The following is a 17,515-nucleotide window of genomic DNA, read 5'->3' as shown; positions in this document are numbered from 1 at the left end:
ATTAACATATTTTGGGCTATTTTTATCAACTTTTTCTTGACATTCAACAATTCTGCGATTGGATATATAGTAATTATTCTCGCTTGTCTTATTTATGTGATAGACAAACTTATGAGCAATATTGTCTTGATAAACGAATCAATCATATTGCTCAGAGAATTAAAGAAAATCAACCTAAAGCAGTTGTGTTTTACGGTAAATTGTATGAATATTATTGGAGGAAAATAACTCAAAAAATAACAGATGTTGAGTTTACATCAACGTCAGAAGGGTTCTTGATTTCGATAAGTACTCCAACTGTATTTGTGATAGCTAAACATCCTGTAGCTTTTGGCGCAACTAATAAATACTTTCATAGCATTGGGAGAGCGATCGCTGCTAACCAAGCGTAAAAATAATTCTTTGCGTCTCTGCGCCACCCTACGGGAAGTACTGTAGAGACGTTGCATGCAACGTCTCTACATCATTTATTTGGTGCAACTTCATAGAGAATCGGTATGAGATAAAAACAGCGATCGCTCATCAGTGACATGATATAAATTTAATTATGATAGACCACGATCGCCTGTTTAAAGAACTATTAACTACCTTTTTATGGGAATTCATCGGCTTATTCTTCCCAGAGATATAAATTCAATGCGTTAATAGAGGTGATTTGTAATGCGTCAGAAGAAATCAGCAATTCTTGAAGCAGTTCATGAGACAGCGAAAGACCTACACAAAGCTGGACTAATGAATCAAACTACATTGCGCGAATTTGAACACCTATGCCTACCTCCTATTGAGCCTCTAGAACCACTACAAATTAAGGAAATACGGGAATCATCTCAAGTTAGTCAAGCTGTTTTTGCACGTATTTTGAATATAAGTACTTCAACAGTTCAAAAATGGGAAATAGGACAAAAGCGGCCTACTGGGGCATCTCTTAAGCTACTGCACTTGGTAAAGAATCGTGGGTTAAACAGTGTGCTGTATTAAAATTTTTGGCTCGGAAAATTTAACAAATTGCACCAAAGATTAAAATCTGAGTGTCTACGTCTTTTAGCTACGTTGCAGTTAGATCCAGCACGGATGCAGTTAATTTCTGGGTTTATTGATACATACCTACGCCTAAATGCCCAAGAAACAGAAAGTTTTCAGTCTGAAATTGCACAATTTGAACCAACTCAACAAGAGGTAGTTATGCAAATCGTTACTAGTTGGATGGAGGAAGGAATACAACAAGGATTGCAAAAAGGAGAATTGAAAGTCATTCAACGTCTAGTGACAAGAAGAATTGGTGATATTAGCCCTGAATTACAAGAGCGTATACGGGGATTATCGTTAACTCAGTTAGAGGATTTAGCTGAAGCATTACTAGATTTTTCTACCGAAGCTGATTTAGTAAATTGGTTACAACAGCAGCAGTAGGATTGTATTTCACCATGCGATCGCTCTCTTTATTCATTATGCGCCCTCTGTAGTTTGTGGAAAAAGCGATCGCTAATTTGGCGAGTGAGCCAGATTTAAAATAATGGCTAATGTTTAAGAAAGAAAATTTTCAAACTATTTTATTTTTGATAACGCTTTTTTAATTTATTTTAATTTATTTTGAATTTTGACTTGATTCATGATTTCTCTGTGTTCTCCGCGCCTCTGGGTGAACTAGAAAAGTGACACTTGCGGTAAACCACACAAACCCTTAGATTCTGGACTTACCAGAACTCACCCCCTACAGGTTAAGCTGGATAAAAGTAGCAATTTGTTGCACTTTCTTATACGAGATTGGCTATCCCTGCTAATTTTTAATTTTCACTGCTTGAGAAATCTGGAATGCTAGACCGAATTTTTGACTACCTGCACTTTCATATCAGCGTTGAAGCGCCTATAGTCCTGCTGATATTAGTATTTCTAGAGGCGGTACTATCAGCAGATAATGCGATTGCCCTCGCTGCGATCGCCCAAGGGTTAGAAGATAAAAACCTAGAACGCCAAGCCCTCAACATTGGTTTAGTTGTCGCCTATGTGCTGCGAATAACCTTATTGTTGACTGCCACTGAGGTACAAAAGTTTTGGCAATTTGAACTTCTAGGTGCGGCTTACCTGCTATGGCTGGTATTTCAACACTTTACCTCAGAAGAAACTGAAGACGACCATCACCACGGCCCGCGTTTTGCTAACTTGTGGCAAGCGATACCCGTGATTGCGTTTACTGATTTAGCCTTTTCATTAGATAGCGTGACAACAGCGATCGCAGTATCTCAAGAAACTTGGCTAGTAATCACCGGGACGACTATTGGTATTTTCACCCTGCGATTTATGGCGGGATTATTTATTCGTTGGTTAGATGAATTTGAAAATCTAGAAGACGCAGGTTATATCACTGTAGCGTTAGTAGGTTTGCGTCTGTTATTGAAAGTCGTCAACGATGATTTTGTCCCACCAGAGTGGTTAATGATTGCAGCGATCGCTCTAATATTCACTTGGGGCTTTTCCAAACGAACTCTCATTGAATCACCCCAAGTAGAAGTGGAAAAAAGTGAAGTATCGAAGTAAGGGGAATGGGAATTGGGGACTGGGGATTGGGGACTGGGAAATGAAAACTAGTAACTAGAATATTTCACTTAGTACTCCCTACTCCCCACTCCCTAACTAATACCAATTCAATTAATGATTGCAACACATCCTTGGATGAAGACGCGATGAATCGCGTCTCTACGGATGGTTTATTTGTCGCATTCTTTTTTCAAATTGGTGTAACTACTCGTGCAACCAAGGTGTTAAATGGGGTTGCCAATTGACTAATTCTGCATCTGTAAACCATAGGCTTACTTCTTTTTGTGCGGTTTCTGGTGCATCAGAACCGTGGATGAGGTTGCGACCGATGTTAATGCCAAAATCACCCCGAATTGTTCCGGGTTCTGCTGTTAGGGGATTGGTCGCACCAATAATTTTTCTCGCAGAAGCAATTACGCCATCACCTTCCCAAACCATCGCTACCACCGGGCCAGAGGTGATAAATTCGACTAAGCTTGGAAAGAATGGTCTTTCGCGGTGTACGCCATAATGTTGTTCAGCCAATTCTTTACTGACTTGGAGGAACTTTAAACCTACAAGGGTAAAACCTTTTGTTTCAAAGCGACGGATAATTTCTCCAACCAGTCCACGCTGTACGCCATCAGGCTTAATTGCTAAGAATGTGCGTTCCATTGCTATCTCCCAAAGCTTAATAAAATTTTTATTTGGTCAAGAGTCCATAGTCAAAAGTCCATAGTCCACAGTTCAAGCGTTTCTGCTAATGACTAATGACCAATGACTAATGACTAAGTAAATACTGACCAATCAGAGTTTATCTCAGAAATTATCTCTGAGTTCATATCAGTTCTTATACGAATGCGTTAAATTGTTTATTCGTGGGTGAAACACAGAGGTCAGGAAGAAATGGGTGTTGAGTCAACTGCTACATCTGACGAGGTGGTAAAAGTACCAGCCAACGGAAACAAGTTGGAGGGGAAAAATCACAAGCAGAAAAAGCTGCTACCAACGAATGCGCCAGGAGATGTATCTCGCGCTTGGAAGATTGAGGACAGCGAAGCTTTATACCGGATTGAAGGTTGGGGACAGCCTTATTTCTCGATTAATGCGGCTGGTCACGTCACTGTTTCTCCCAAAGGCGATCGCGGCGGTTCTTTGGACTTGTTTGAATTGGTCAATGCTTTGAAACAACGCAGTTTGGGTTTACCCTTACTGATTCGCTTTTCGGATATTTTAGAAGACCGCATTGAACGCTTAAACGCTTGTTTTGCCAAGGCGATCGCTCGCTACAATTACCCTGGGGTATATCGTGGCGTGTTTCCTGTCAAGTGCAACCAGCAACGGCATTTGATTGAAGATTTAGTGAGATTTGGCAAGCCACATCAGTTTGGTTTAGAAGCTGGTTCCAAGCCGGAGTTAATGATTGCTTTGGCGTTATTGGATACCCCTGGATCTTTGCTAGTTTGCAACGGCTACAAAGACCGGGAGTATGTGGAAACGGCCATGTTATCCCAAAGACTAGGCCAAACACCAATCATCGTCCTAGAACAGGTGGAAGAGGTCGATTTAGTGATTGCGGCTAGTCACCAATTAGGCATTAAGCCGATTTTGGGGGTACGGGCAAAATTAAGCACCCAAGGGATGGGACGCTGGGGTACATCCACTGGCGATCGCGCTAAATTTGGCCTGACAATTCCTGAAATCATCCAAGCAGTTGACAAACTCCGTGATGCTGACTTGCTGGATTCTTTGCAATTAATGCACTTCCATATTGGTTCCCAAATCTCCGCCATCAATGTGATTAAAGATGCCATCCAAGAAGCTAGCCGGATTTACGTAGAGTTAGCATCCTTGGGGGCTAATATGAAATATCTGGATGTTGGCGGCGGCTTGGGCGTGGATTATGACGGTTCCCAGACCAACTTCTACGCCTCCAAAAACTACAATATGCAGAACTATGCCAACGACATCGTGGCAGAGTTAAAAGATACCTGTGCAGAGAAACAAATTCCCGTACCAACACTGATTAGTGAAAGCGGTAGAGCGATCGCCTCCCATCAATCGGTACTCATTTTCGATGTTCTCAGTACCAGTGATGTCCCCCGCGATAACCCAGAACCACCAAAAGAAGGTGAATCCCCAGTTATTAATTACCTGTGGGAAACTTATCAATCCATCAACAAAGAAAACTATCAAGAGTTCTACCACGACGCTACCCAATTCAAGGAAGAAGCCATTAGCCGCTTCAACTTGGGCATTTTACGCCTGCGTGAACGAGCCAAAGCTGAACGTCTTTACTGGGCTTGTTGTCAGAAAATTTTAGACATTATCCGGCAGCATGATTACGTACCCGATGAGTTGGAAGACCTAGAAAAAATCATGGCTTCCATCTACTACATCAATCTTTCGGTGTTTCAATCAGCACCAGATTGCTGGGCGATCGATCAACTGTTCCCAATTATGCCCATCCATCGGCTAGATGAAGAACCAACGCAGCGAGGAATTTTAGCAGACCTCACCTGTGATAGTGATGGCAAAATTGATCGCTTTATCGACTTACGGGATGTTAAATCTGTGTTAGAACTGCACCCGTTCCAACCGGGAGAACCCTATTATATGGGAATGTTCCTCAATGGTGCTTATCAGGAAATTATGGGGAACTTACACAACTTATTCGGCGATACCAACGCCGTTCATATCCAATTAACACCCAAAGGCTACCAAATTGAACACGTAGTCAAAGGCGATACCATGAGTGAAGTGGTGAGCTACGTCCAATATGACTCCGAGGACATGGTAGAAAACATCCGCCAACGTTGCGAGCGGGCGTTAGAAGAAAAACGCATTACCTTAGCCGAATCCCAACGCTTACTCCAGACTTACGAACAAAGTCTCAGAAGATACACATACTTAAATAGTTAGTGGTCAGTGGTTAGTTGTCAGTTGTCAGTAGAAATTGCAACTGACAACTGACTAATGACTATTGACTAAATGGCATTTGTTCCCAACAATTCGGCGATCGCTTGCCGTTCCACTGGGGTATGTTCTGGCGGTGTTTGCCGCGCATCGGTAATCAGCCAATCTAAGGCAGCAGCTTGCACATCAATGGCAGCTCCTGTTTTATCAACACAGTAACGCCCGAACACCAGTTTATCTACTAGCCTGGCTCCATGCCCTAATCGTGACCATTCAAAGATAACACTGTTATCAACAGTAGCTTCACCACATATCCAGCAATTGGGGCCAATCATCGCCGGGCCGACAATTTTCGCGCCATCTTCGATGCGAGTCATGCCACCAATGTAAACTGGGCCAGTGATATCTACTTTGTCCCAATTCACCGCCACATTTAAGCCAGTGTAGATGCCAGGGGCAACCTCATGACCGGGGATCTGCACATTCTTGATTTCCCCTTGTAACACGCCGCGAATTGCCCGCCAGTAGTCTGGTACTTTACCAATATCCACCCATTCAAAATCCATTGCGATCGCATAGAAGGGCGCACCAATTTCTACCAGTTTGGGGAATAGTTGACCACCGATGTCATATTCCACACCAGAAGGTATGTAATTAAACACCTCTGGCTCAAAAATGTAGATACCTGTGTTGATATTAGTACTGAGTGCTTCCTCTATCGATGGTTTTTCTTGGAAGGCTTTAACCCGACTATTCTCATCAGTGACGACCACACCATAACTAGAAACTTCTTCTTCGGGGACAGTTTTGGTAATGATAGTGGCGATGGAACCTTTGGATTTATGCCACTTTACTGCTGCCGTCAAATCTAAGTCAATCAAAGCGTCGCCACACAACACCACAAAGGTATCATCAAAAAATGGTGAAAAATCTTGGATGCGACGCATCCCTCCAGCAGAACCTATTGCTTCCCCTACCAACTTACCTTCATCATCAATTTTGCCTTCAAAAGAATAGGCAATCTGCACACCAAACCGTTGACCATCACGAAAATAGTTTTCAATTTCCTCAGCCAAATGGCTGACGTTGACCATAATCTGGTCGAAACCATGTTGACGTAAAAGTTCCAGTAAAAATTCCATCACTGGCTTTTGCAGGATGGGAATCATCGGTTTGGGAATCGTATAGGTAATCGGACGAACGCGAGTACCCTTACCTGCTGCGAGAATCATCGCTTTCATAAAGTTTATTCCTCAACCACAAGCCAGTTTACTTTCATTGTGTGATACTTAATCATCAGTTTTTTATTTCTGCTCTAAGTAACCCCTGACAACAGGGATAACAGGAATTTGTTGGTGATCGCAACCAGAGATATTAGGACTTAGGCAATTAGACTTTTCACCTTGGAAGGGTGTGAGGGTGTAGGGGTGTGAGGGTGTGAGGGTTTTGAACCCCTGAACCCCTGCACCTCTTGCCCAAAGCTTTGATTTTTCTTCTCCATACGTAAGTCCTAGTACGGTTAGATGACAAGCAATCAGTTATCTTTTTAATTTAATCGGATTTTTGGGTTTACTGATGCAACAGTCTGTAAATTCACAGAAGCTTCTATATAACTGTTCTCAATTGGTTCAGTTTATTGGTTGCTCCAATGATTGGTAGGTGTTTACTGAATCTGAAAGCAAGCGGATTCTCACCTCTTGATAAAATTCCTCCTGAACTAGCTCTACCTTAGATTGTGCCGATAATAGCAATAAAGCCCAGAACACGCTAACTAGGTCACTGTTTACCGATTCATGGGCTGATAATTGGTGTGATTGCTTTGTCTGAGTCCACAATTGTACGAGTTGTTCTAAATTTAAATAATTTTGTTCTAACAACAGTTCTTGGGCCGAAAAATGCAATACTTGTTCCAATTCACCAGCTACCTCCGTCAAATTTTCTTGGTGCGCTAACTCTAGCGCTTCCCGCATAGCTTTGACAGTAGGTTGACGTTTGGGACGTTCCGGTTTACTAACTTTTTGTACTAATTTGAGTTGGTTCGCCATGATTTGCAATTGGGCGATCAACTCTTGCAAAGTGACACGGCGTTTTGGCGGGGGCATGGCGGCGGGTCGCCGTCGTAAAACTCGCTCTAAGGGTAAACGATGGGTTTGATGGAATAAGCTATCTCCATTCTCTGCTAATAGACTATCCTCAATATCTTCTAAATCTTCTGCTGTTGATAATTGCATCAAGGTATTGGCTTTGAATAATACCAGCATAGAGGCTGATAAAAAAGCCTGTCCAGATTGAGACAAGTCAGATTCATAACCTCTGGCAGTGGTCTTTGGTGTCATTAGTTCTAAATAACGGTCAATCACCTCAATAACTTTGACATCCCAAGGATCTATTTCTCCTTGTTCTGCTTGCTCAATTAAGAGAGTGATCGTTTCTAATAGCTCGGAAGCATCCATTCTGATTTCCGATGGTGTAATTTTTGCTCTCAGGTGTACAGAGAAGAAAATTTCCCTGTTTGTGCATCTGGGTATCTGTAGTGAAAAGCACTTTTTAAATATAAGTACAGATAAGGACTTTTTTCTCCGCCTACAGAATGGTGTATATAATAGCTAATTTTTCATCAAAAGAAAGATGAATTTTTGGGTTTAAAGCTGGGAAATAAATATACATTGTTGAGCTTTAATTACCGACGATAGGAATTTCACCATATGACTCTACTATCTATTGATGAGTTAAAAACTGTAATTGAAAATTCTCAAACACTATGCGTATCTCTTTATATGCCTAATGGAGAATAGGGAACTCGAATCCCTGACCTCTGCGGTGCGATCGCAGCGCTCTACCAACTGAGCTAATTCCCCTTAGAGAGCTTGGTAAGTTGATAAAATTATGCTTACCTAGACTAACGTCATGCTATCAGACAATATTTTAACACTCACTCACGATCGCCTGAAATTCTCCGCCAGAAAATATTTTTTGGACTCGTTCTAGTTCCAAGTCACTCAGGTAATCGACAGTCCAGTTACAGCAGCGTTGTAACATATGGAAGGGGTATGTATTGGCTACGCCTACCACCTGCATTTGCGCTCGTTTAGCGGCTGCGATACCTGCTGGGGTATCTTCAATTGCCAAGCATTCCTGGGGTAAGAGATTTAATTCGGGATATTTTTGATTTAGGCGTTCCACTGCTAGTAAATAACCATCTGGTTTGGGTTTGCTGGTGGTTATGTCGTCGCCTGCAACAATAACTGTGAAATACTCGGCTAGTTTAGCGCGGTTAAGTACTAGTTCTATTTCTTGGCGAACTGCACCGCTAACAATGCCTAAATGGAGATTACGGGAACGCGCTTGATATATTAAGTCTTCTAGACCTGGATATATGGGGAGTTTTTCTAATTTCTCCACTTCCAGCACGTAAGCTTGAGCTTTACTGTTGAGTAACTGAGTTAAAGAATCGTCGCTGACGACTCTACCACGATTTGCTAGCAATTCTTGAAAACAAGCGCGATCGCTCCTTCCTAATGAAGCTTGACGCTCTTGCACTTTTTGGGGTTGGAGATTTTCTTGAATGAGAATTTCATCGATCAATTGTAGGTGGATGCGCTCATCATTGATGATTACGCCATTGAAATCAAACAGAATTGCCTTTAAACTCATGCCACTATGCCAAAAGCTGGAGATTCTAGACCCTCCAAATCATTATTATCTATTGCTGGCATATATTGTCTGTCTTTTGCTTGGTTAGTATCTGTTGGCAAGATGGGTTTGATACCGCTAGTTACTTGATGTATCAGCCATAAATCTTCTGTTCGCACTCCTGCAAACCCAGCCGCACCCATCCGCGCATCTACACTATCAGCAGCATACTCACGGATGTAAGGCTCCTCAAAAATATCATTAAGCCAATTTAACTGACGTAGGCTTTTTTGATTTCCGTCGAGAATTATAACTTGTCCACCAGCTACCAACAGCCGAAAACATTCTTGTAATATTGCCTGGGATACTTCAGGTGGTATCTCATGGAACAACAAAGCAGCCGTCACCAAATCAAAGGAAGCATTGGGAAAGCTAGTTTTCTCGGCGTTTCCATGTCGCCAACTAATATCTAAACCCCCAGTTCTGGCTTTATCTTCTGCCCTCACCAGCATATAAGGTGATAAATCCAAGCCGATAACATCTGCTTGGGGAAAAGCCTGCTTTAACATTAATGTAGTAGAACCCGTACCACAACCTAAATCAAGTATGCGTCGTGGTTGGACTTTTACCGCATCAATTAAGGCTTGACGTACCAACGTTCCATTTGGTGGTAAGACGTATTCCGTAATTGGGTCGTAGGTGACGGCTGCACTAGAATTGAGATATCCCCCCTCAATGCCATGAAAATTATGGCTACTGTAGTATGAGGGAATTATTACATCTGTTCTGCGGAAGCGATCGCTTTCTTTTTCCCAATCGATACTTTGAGCATAACGCCGCCATTTATCTTCATCAATTAAAAACCGGACTACAGGTGATAAGAAGCTTTCCCAAATTGTCTTTGGACGTGTTGCCATAAAGTTAATTTAAGTTCGGTCATTGTTTTTCTGAAATCTACTGTAGCTGTTTTTCCCTATTGGATGTACCCCTTTAGGGAAGCAAACTTTTGATAGCAAAAGAATCCTGGTTTTTTGTCAGCCATCCCTTGACACTCAAATTTATTTGTATTACAAATGTAATATATGTATTCTACAAATAAAAAAATTCAGTAAGTCCTAACTTTTAATTTCTCACAAAACAATATGTAAAACTTTACTTTCTATTACCAATTGCCCATTACTAATTACCAATTACCCATTAAAAACTATGCCCTACGAAAAGTTAGAAATTAAAACACAAGCACCTGTATTATCTTGGGCAAATCATGAACTAGGTTCTGAAGAAACCAAGATGGCAAAAAATGTAGCATCCCTACCATTTGTATTTAAACACGTAGCATTAATGCCCGATGTTCATTTAGGAAAAGGTGCTTTAGTTGGTTCTGTAATTGCCACTAAAGAAGCAATCATTCCTGCTGCTGTGGGCGTGGATATTGGTTGCGGTATGAGTGCAATTAAAACACCATTTACAGGTGAACATTTAGAAGGGAAACTCAAGAAAATTCGCCTAGATATTGAAGCCGCAATTCCCACTGGTTTCAATGAAAATAAAGAAGTAGAAAAATCTGTGGCTAACTGGCAACGTTGGCGCGATTTTTCAGACTTACATTCTGGTGTCCAAGACTTACAAACTAAAGCCATGAGACAAATGGGTTCTCTAGGCGGTGGTAATCACTTTTTAGAAGTTTGTCTGGATACAGAAAACCAAGTTTGGTTAATGTTGCACTCTGGTTCACGGAATATCGGCAATCAACTTGCTCAATGTCATATTAGTACCGCGAAGGAATTAGCAAAACTAGCAGGTAATAGATTACCTGATCCTGATTTGGCTTATTTCATCGCTGGTACACCAGAATTTAAAGCATATTGGAACGATTTACAATGGGCGCAAGATTATGCCCGTGTTAACCGTGATGTGATGATGGCGCGTTTTAAACGCATCGTTGAAAAACATCTTGCTGGTGGCAAATTAACTAAACCTTTGTTACAGGTAAATTGTCATCATAACTATGCTGAAAAAGAAGTACATTTTGATGAAGATGTATATGTAACTCGTAAAGGTGCAGTCCGCGCTCAAACAGAAGATTATGGCATTATTCCTGGTTCAATGGGAGCAAAATCTTTCATTGTTAAAGGTAAAGGTAACGCCCATAGTTTTTGTTCTTGCTCTCACGGTGCTGGTCGTTTATTGTCGAGAAGTAAGGCAAAAAATGTCTATACTCTTGATGATTTGATTGAGCAAACCAAGGGTGTAGAGTGTCGTAAAGATACTGGTGTTTTAGATGAAATTCCTGGTGCTTATAAACCCATTGATCAAGTGATGGAAAATCAAGCAGACTTGGTTGAAGTTGTCGCTACTCTCAAGCAAGTTGTTTGTGTGAAAGGGTGAGCTTTTTTAAGGAAGTTAGGGGGGATCAATAAGTGCTAACACTTCCTACCCCCCAATTTCTAGCTAAATTTTCCCTACGGCTTTTGTTCCATTTCCATTGTTATTTACACTAACAACAAATGATGAGCGATCGCTAGTAGAATTTGATGATTCACCTCGTAATCCTTTGCGGCGCTGGTTTTTCGGCACACCTCCCGCCATACCATACTCTACGCTGCTTTTGCCGTATCGAGTAGCCACACCTAACAATATATGCTCTGTCATATCTGCTAACTGGCGTTCTGTTTCCAGCATTTCTCTGTATAGCTTATCAAGATTGGAAAGAGCGCTGTTGTATGTATTTTCTCTATTTCGCATAGTCTCAATAAGATTTAAGAAAGCTGATAAGCTGAGTCCATTACCTAAATCTAAATTTGGATCAATAGAGTTAACACTAGCCGCACGCCGCACTGCTTTTTGTAACGCCTGAGAGCTTCTTTTTCTACGAGCCATAAAATACACCTTGTTAGGTAGCGTAGTAATATTATTTACCTTAAAAAACTTCTGTATAGATCAGCCTGAGAGAATTTCAGCAAATATGTAATTGCTTTTGCTACAAAGATAATGTTTGTTATAAATGCGTAATTGCCGAAAACAGAAAGCATTTACAACAAATGAGAAAGCAATATCTGTAATTGCTTGCGGAAAACACCAAAATGAATACGCAATCTACTGAAATGAGAAAGCGTTTATAGCAAATGAGAAAACAATATCTGTAATTGCTTACGGAAAATACTGAAATGAGAAAGCATTTAAGCCAAATGCTTTCTCATTTGAAAGATCACAGTAAATAAATTAAGCTATTACGCTTTTAAATTTAGTGTAGGTTGGGTGGAGGAACGGAACCCAACATTCTCAAGACTTTGTTGGGTTACGCTATCGCTACACCCAACCTACTATTCTCTTAACTGCATGATAGAAAAATTAATACTTCTGACTTTTACAACCTAAAGTAGTTTGTTATACTACTGCCTATAATCACAGAACCTTGAAAACTTAATATCCTGTTTCCAATTGAACGTAAAAGTGTTTGTTTTAACTATCGACACGTAAGTTTTTAGCGGGGGTAGACCGATCCCTGAAACCCTTATTCTCTCGTTTACCCCCGCTAATCGCTTACTGTACAAGGGTTTCAATAGGGTCTAATAGTCCTCTATTGTCAATAATTTGCGCTTGTTGACAGGTAAAATGTACCCTCCGCTAAAATCGCTATCTGTAACACTCTCTAGATAAGGCTTCTAGGAGGGTAGGGTTTTGATTCCTTTACCCCTCACGGGGATGGAAACGTGCTCTGCCCATTCCCCACCTCGGTGGGGTTGTTTTGCAGTTTTGATTCCTTTACCCCTCACGGGGATGGAAACTTGCTTCCATCGAAGGTAGCGCAGCTTGCATCCAGATGTTTTAATTCCTTTACCCCTCACGGGGATAGAAGCAACCTGACGATTCCGCCATCTAAAAGCAAAATATTTGTGCTAAAACAAAAAACAAAAGTAGTAAACACAGATAACTGTGCGCCTTGAAGACTTAAAAAAAATTAAAACCGACCTAAACTTAAAAATTACCCGTAAAAAAGTTAAGAATTAAGTAATTTGAATAGATAAACTTGGGTATAAATGTATAACTAAAACAATTAAATACTCATACTCCATTAACCCGAAATTGACTAGGTTAAAACTCTGCCTATTCACCTTAACCATGAGCTTGACTCTCAGTAGTTGCACACCTGAGAGAAGAACAATGTTGCGGATAACTACCGAGAGATTTCACGACCAAGTAGTTGAAGCTATTACCTCAGTTAAGAAAATCTATACACTCAAAAATGTGCCATTAGACCCGAAACTATCTCGTGAGTTAATCACTCAACAACTGCTTACAGACCCTAGTATTAACTTTAGAGATATCCCGGAAATAGATAAAATTATCACTCAAGATGAAGAGACAAACAGACAACCATCAAATTTTGACAGAGAGTTAGATAATTTGACTGTTGAATATGACACAGCTTTAGAGATATTTCAAAATCTGGAAAACATAGATTATGGTAGTTCGAGAATAGTTTCTCAATCGGCTCAACCTGCAAGATGTTTAACAGTAAAAATGTTACTCTTAGCCAAGCAAATTCAAGAACGACCGCCAAAACCCAACAATCCCCAACGGGTACTAATTAGCGTTCGACTACAACAACTTCGTAAGTTATATAATAATCCTAATTCATTTTTATCCGCAGAAGAAATTAAGCGCCAAGTTGCGGAACAAATAGACGAATGGCTAAAAGTGAATGCAGTTGAACAAGCAGCTATTGAAGATACGACAACTAAACTTTTAATCGCTGCGGATACTGGACGACAATTATCAAAATTAATTGATGATTATTCTCGTGTAAATTTTGAAGTAATTGCTGCAAGGGTTACCCAAATTATGGGTTTAACAAGCGGTATTACTAGGCGCAATTATAGCTCTACACGAACTAAGCTAAAAAATATAGAAAGATTAATCACAGAAGACAAAACCTTAAGAGAATTTATGACAGAGGTATCTTTCAAAAGACCACAGTCACAAATTTCAACATCGTCCTTATGTCAACGGTTTTGATTATATCAATTCAATTAATAATTGCAACGCATCCTTGGGTGAAGAAGAAGACGCGATGAATCGCGTCTCTACAAATGGTTTATTTGTTGGATTATTTTTTTTTAATTGGTATTAAAATTTTTATCTAATTTGTGTGAGGAAATATACTATATATAACGATATAAATAATAATCTAATGATTTCTATGTCTGACAATGACGAAATTCTCGATAAGCTACAAACCATAGTTTCGCAACTACAGGTTGTCCCTAGCAATCAAATAGATGTACCCCAGCTAAAACAAATAGAAACGGATTTAGACAGTATTTTACCGCAACTTCAGTTTGAACTGACAGCCGCGAGAATGGATGGTAATTGGGCGGAAGCTAATGAGTTAAGGGAAGCATACGAAGAGTGTAATAATGCACTCGATCGCGTCAGGGCTGCAATTATTAAATCTACGATAATTGGGATTAATCAAGAAAATTTAACTGAGATGCGGAGGATATTAGATGAAGTTAAAACTGCTTCTAAAACTCAACGCAAGATAAAGTTAATTGTTTCTTCACTGCGCTTGGTGCAAAAGTTATTTAGATAATCGAGTGATTTAACATAAGTTTCATGACCTCTCCCCAACCCCTCTCTCTTGAAAAGTTCTGTTCGGAGGAAACCTCCGCACCCTGCGGGAAGCAAGCTACAGACTTTTCGCTCCGACGCGGAGAGGGGCTTTGATTCCTACTCCCCTTCCCTTGTAGGGAAGGGGTCGGGGGTTAGGTCTGTATTTAACTTAATTGCAAACTGCTATATTTCGATATTATTTATCACGAAAAAGACTAATGTAGGTTGGGTGGAGGAACGGAACCCAACATTTTCAAGACTTTGTTGGGTTACGCTATCGCTACACCCAACCTACTATTCTCTTAACTAACGCAAAGTCTCCACCCAACCTACATTGTTTTGCTACTAACTATTTTCTAAACGCATCATTGTTATTTGCACTTTTTCTACTTGCTTTGGTGCAGGTAGATCATTGAAAATAACGATCGCCTGATGAAATGTATCTCTACTTTGGTTAACTTCGCCCATTCTCTGATATGTTAACCCTAATTGGTAGTAGGCTTTGGCGAGATTGCATTTATCAGACACCTTGTTCATGTTGGCGATCGCTTCTAAATGTTTATCTATCGCCACTGTAAACTGTCCCTGTTCTCGATATAATGATGCTAAACAAGATGTAGCCCTTGCTTCCAAAAAACTAAATTGATTTTGACGACAATGGTTAATAGCTTGATGGCACATTAACAAAGCTTTGTCTATTAAACCTAAATTTTTATAAGTCAAGCTGAGAAATAGTAAACTAGTGCCTATACCCCAGGAAGTTAATCTGTCGTGAGATAATCCGGCTTCTGCTTCTCGTAACATCAAAGTTATGTTTTCATTATTGCCGACAGAAGAATCTAAATAAGCTAAACAACACAGAGAATAAACAACATATTGATAATAATTTCTGTCTGTTGCTGCTAGATTCTTGACGTAGTAAAAAATTTCACTTGCTTTGTCAATTTCCCATAAATCTGTGTAACAAAGACCCAAATTGAAACTACTGGAAATTCTCTCTTGCAGAAAGTTATTTTTTTCAGCAATTTTATTAGACTTGTAGTGGCATTCCAGAGCTAAGTTGATATTACCTATTTGGTGATAAGCTCGTCCCAATAGGTTATACAGTATATTCAAATGATAGTCGGAATGTAAATTATAAATGAGGGGATTAATCACAGAAATTAAGGTTTCTAATAAACCCAGTCGATTAAATAAAACCCCTAAAGATATACTGTGATCACACTTTTTGGGTCTACTGCGAATAATCACATCAGCAGCTTGTTCATAATCCCCAATTTCCATATAGTGATGATAAGCTTCTAACGCCATCAAAGCATCTTGAGGGTTTTCTACTTGAGTAACGCTTTGATTCCAAAATTCCGCCGCTTTTTGGTTAGCAATTTGCCATTCACCGCTTTGTTTTAATCTGGCGATCGCCTCTGTACAAATCACCGGATGTAACCAATATTTTCCTTTACGAAACTCTATTAATAAACGATCTGTTAGATATCTAACGACTCGCCTAGCTTGTTGTTCCGGCACATCCCAGAGTAAGCATTGTAATCCCTGAACACTCACATGAGTAACATCTTGATAGCGATAACATCCCAAACGACAAAGCAGCCGATATGCTTCGCTATCCATTTGTTCTAAACGGTCAAATTGACTAGCAACTAAATTTTTTAACTCTGGTTCAATTAATAAATCGTGCTTATTTTCTCGCCAATAAATGTCTGCATTTCCTTCAAAATCTGTAGTAATTGCGCCACTAATAATTTGCATGGCTTTGGCATTTCCACCGAAAGCTTTATACATTTCACTCAGTGCGGATGAATTAGATTTGATTTGACAACTAGTAAAAAACTTTTGCCAAGTACACTCATCCAAACCCCCCAGGGGATAGAAAGTCACATCTACACCTGATTCATACAGACGCTCACGACTAGTAATCAAAGTGATAGATTGAATGCTAGGGTCTGCTAATACCCGTAACAGTTCCACATAGGAACGACGAGAAGCAATAATTTGACCATTTCTATCCAACGCAGACTCAAGATTATCAATTAAAACCCCTATCTTGCGCGTTTCATCTCGCAGCTTGCGCCGTAGCCTATCTAGATTAATACCAAACTCTTTACCTGGTTCCTCATTAAAATCAACCCTCAGCCATTCCTCAACCACACTCTCCACAGAAACGATATGTTGGCTTTCCTTAGCCATCCACAACTCTAGGAAATCAAAACCTTGCGCCTTAAAATATCGCCGCGCTAAGGTAGTTTTGCCGACACCACCTTCACCTTGAATGAGGATAATTTTTGCACCTCGGACAACATAGCTATCAAGTTCGCCTATTTCGCGATCGCGCCCCACAAAGTTATAATCCGGTTCTTGTGACTTGCCATTATTGTGGACTGGATTTACAATAAGCGACATCTTTTGTAGCCGTTGAGATTGCCAAAGTCTCTGCACCACTGAAGAAAAGTTTGACTTTGAGACTTTTTCCCCTAAGACGTTCGTCAGTATTTGCCACAATTCCGCACCAACTGCTTTTAAATGGGCTTCCGTATAACCACAAATATCCGCAATATTTTGATAAGTTTGTTTTCTATCCTCCCATAAATTACGTAGAATTATTCTTTGAGTAGTGCCTAAACGTTCCCCTGTTTTCCTATAAACCAAGCTATCCAAAAGCTCTAGAGCTTCTTCTGCACCCATCGATCGCCTGAATGTATCATTTGTGCTTAATTATAACCATATTTTTACGATTTCACTTTTGCTCGCAATACTACAAACTACTTTTTCCTACCCAGTAGGAAATAAGATGTCTTACTTTATCCAACTGCAAATTCTTGGA

General features: G+C 40.2%; 15 protein-coding genes and 1 tRNA gene. 7 read left to right on the top strand and 9 right to left on the bottom strand.

Features of this window, described 5'->3' with window-relative positions:
* Positions 1 to 263: 263 nt before the first annotated feature.
* The gene (locus tag ACM5QX_RS22235; RefSeq protein WP_414755525.1) at positions 264 to 449 is read right to left on the bottom strand and encodes a hypothetical protein; all 186 of its coding nucleotides are present in this window, start codon (positions 447 to 449) and stop codon (positions 264 to 266) included.
* A 211-nt stretch (positions 450 to 660) separates the two neighbouring features.
* Here ACM5QX_RS22235 and ACM5QX_RS22230 point away from each other — a divergent pair, with 211 nt between their 5' ends.
* From ACM5QX_RS22230 to ACM5QX_RS22220, 3 genes are all read left to right on the top strand, one after another.
* Positions 661 to 978, top strand: coding sequence for a helix-turn-helix domain-containing protein (locus tag ACM5QX_RS22230; protein ID WP_414755524.1), 318 nt, complete (start codon positions 661 to 663; stop codon positions 976 to 978).
* Between the two features lie 27 nt (positions 979 to 1,005).
* Positions 1,006 to 1,410, top strand: a complete 405-nt coding sequence (locus tag ACM5QX_RS22225) for a DUF4351 domain-containing protein (protein WP_414755523.1) — start codon at positions 1,006 to 1,008, stop codon at positions 1,408 to 1,410.
* 402 nt (positions 1,411 to 1,812) lie between these two features.
* Positions 1,813 to 2,535 (top strand): TerC family protein, encoded by a 723-nt coding sequence (locus ACM5QX_RS22220; RefSeq protein ID WP_414755522.1) that lies wholly within the window; start codon positions 1,813 to 1,815, stop codon positions 2,533 to 2,535.
* Between the two features lie 204 nt (positions 2,536 to 2,739).
* Here the strand turns inward: ACM5QX_RS22220 and ndk are convergent, their stop codons facing one another.
* Complete coding sequence (gene ndk / locus ACM5QX_RS22215) at positions 2,740 to 3,189, bottom strand: nucleoside-diphosphate kinase (protein WP_011320146.1); 450 nt, start codon at positions 3,187 to 3,189, stop codon at positions 2,740 to 2,742.
* Positions 3,190 to 3,420: 231 nt separating this feature from the next.
* On the opposite strand from ndk, the gene speA reads away from it, so the two are divergent.
* Positions 3,421 to 5,436 (top strand): biosynthetic arginine decarboxylase, encoded by a 2,016-nt coding sequence (speA, locus tag ACM5QX_RS22210; protein ID WP_011320145.1) that lies wholly within the window; start codon positions 3,421 to 3,423, stop codon positions 5,434 to 5,436.
* 65 nt (positions 5,437 to 5,501) lie between these two features.
* Here speA and ACM5QX_RS22205 read toward each other — a convergent pair whose 3' ends face one another.
* From ACM5QX_RS22205 to ACM5QX_RS22185, 5 genes are all read right to left on the bottom strand, one after another.
* Entirely contained in the window at positions 5,502 to 6,671 is a 1,170-nt protein-coding gene (locus ACM5QX_RS22205; protein ID WP_011320144.1) for a sugar phosphate nucleotidyltransferase, read from the bottom strand.
* Positions 6,672 to 7,058: 387 nt separating this feature from the next.
* Positions 7,059 to 7,883 (bottom strand): segregation/condensation protein A, encoded by an 825-nt coding sequence (locus ACM5QX_RS22200; RefSeq protein ID WP_011320143.1) that lies wholly within the window; start codon positions 7,881 to 7,883, stop codon positions 7,059 to 7,061.
* Between the two features lie 332 nt (positions 7,884 to 8,215).
* Positions 8,216 to 8,288: transfer RNA gene (locus tag ACM5QX_RS22195), tRNA-Ala, on the bottom strand.
* A gap of 67 nt (positions 8,289 to 8,355) precedes the next feature.
* A complete protein-coding gene (locus ACM5QX_RS22190; RefSeq protein WP_414755521.1) occupies positions 8,356 to 9,084 on the bottom strand; it encodes an HAD family hydrolase in 729 nt (242 codons plus the stop codon).
* Positions 9,081 to 9,980: a class I SAM-dependent methyltransferase gene (locus ACM5QX_RS22185; RefSeq protein ID WP_414755520.1), complete on the bottom strand. Its 900-nt coding sequence runs from the start codon at positions 9,978 to 9,980 to the stop codon at positions 9,081 to 9,083. The genes ACM5QX_RS22190 and ACM5QX_RS22185 overlap by 4 nt, the downstream gene beginning before the upstream one ends.
* 289 nt (positions 9,981 to 10,269) lie before the next feature.
* Here ACM5QX_RS22185 and ACM5QX_RS22180 point away from each other — a divergent pair, with 289 nt between their 5' ends.
* Positions 10,270 to 11,451, top strand: coding sequence for an RtcB family protein (locus ACM5QX_RS22180; RefSeq protein WP_414755519.1), 1,182 nt, complete (start codon positions 10,270 to 10,272; stop codon positions 11,449 to 11,451).
* 63 nt (positions 11,452 to 11,514) lie between these two features.
* Here the strand turns inward: ACM5QX_RS22180 and ACM5QX_RS22175 are convergent, their stop codons facing one another.
* Entirely contained in the window at positions 11,515 to 11,943 is a 429-nt protein-coding gene (locus ACM5QX_RS22175) for a hypothetical protein (protein ID WP_414755518.1), read from the bottom strand.
* Between the two features lie 1,284 nt (positions 11,944 to 13,227).
* On the opposite strand from ACM5QX_RS22175, the gene ACM5QX_RS22170 reads away from it, so the two are divergent.
* Together ACM5QX_RS22170 and ACM5QX_RS22165 are read left to right on the top strand one after the other, a co-directional pair.
* Positions 13,228 to 14,082, top strand: a complete 855-nt coding sequence (locus ACM5QX_RS22170; RefSeq protein ID WP_414755517.1) for a hypothetical protein — start codon at positions 13,228 to 13,230, stop codon at positions 14,080 to 14,082.
* Positions 14,083 to 14,266: 184 nt separating this feature from the next.
* Entirely contained in the window at positions 14,267 to 14,659 is a 393-nt protein-coding gene (locus ACM5QX_RS22165; RefSeq protein ID WP_414755516.1) for a hypothetical protein, read from the top strand.
* A gap of 365 nt (positions 14,660 to 15,024) precedes the next feature.
* On the opposite strand, the gene ACM5QX_RS22160 is transcribed toward ACM5QX_RS22165, so the two are convergent.
* A complete protein-coding gene (locus ACM5QX_RS22160) occupies positions 15,025 to 17,376 on the bottom strand; it encodes a tetratricopeptide repeat protein (RefSeq protein ID WP_414755515.1) in 2,352 nt (783 codons plus the stop codon).
* Between the last annotated feature and the right edge of the window lie 139 nt (positions 17,377 to 17,515).

This window comes from Anabaena sp. CCY 9910 (genome assembly GCF_963920875.1).
Lineage (GTDB): Bacteria > Cyanobacteriota > Cyanobacteriia > Cyanobacteriales > Nostocaceae > Trichormus > Trichormus variabilis.
The sequence above is the reverse complement of the archived record's forward strand: the minus strand, read 5'-3'. Positions and strand labels throughout refer to the sequence as shown.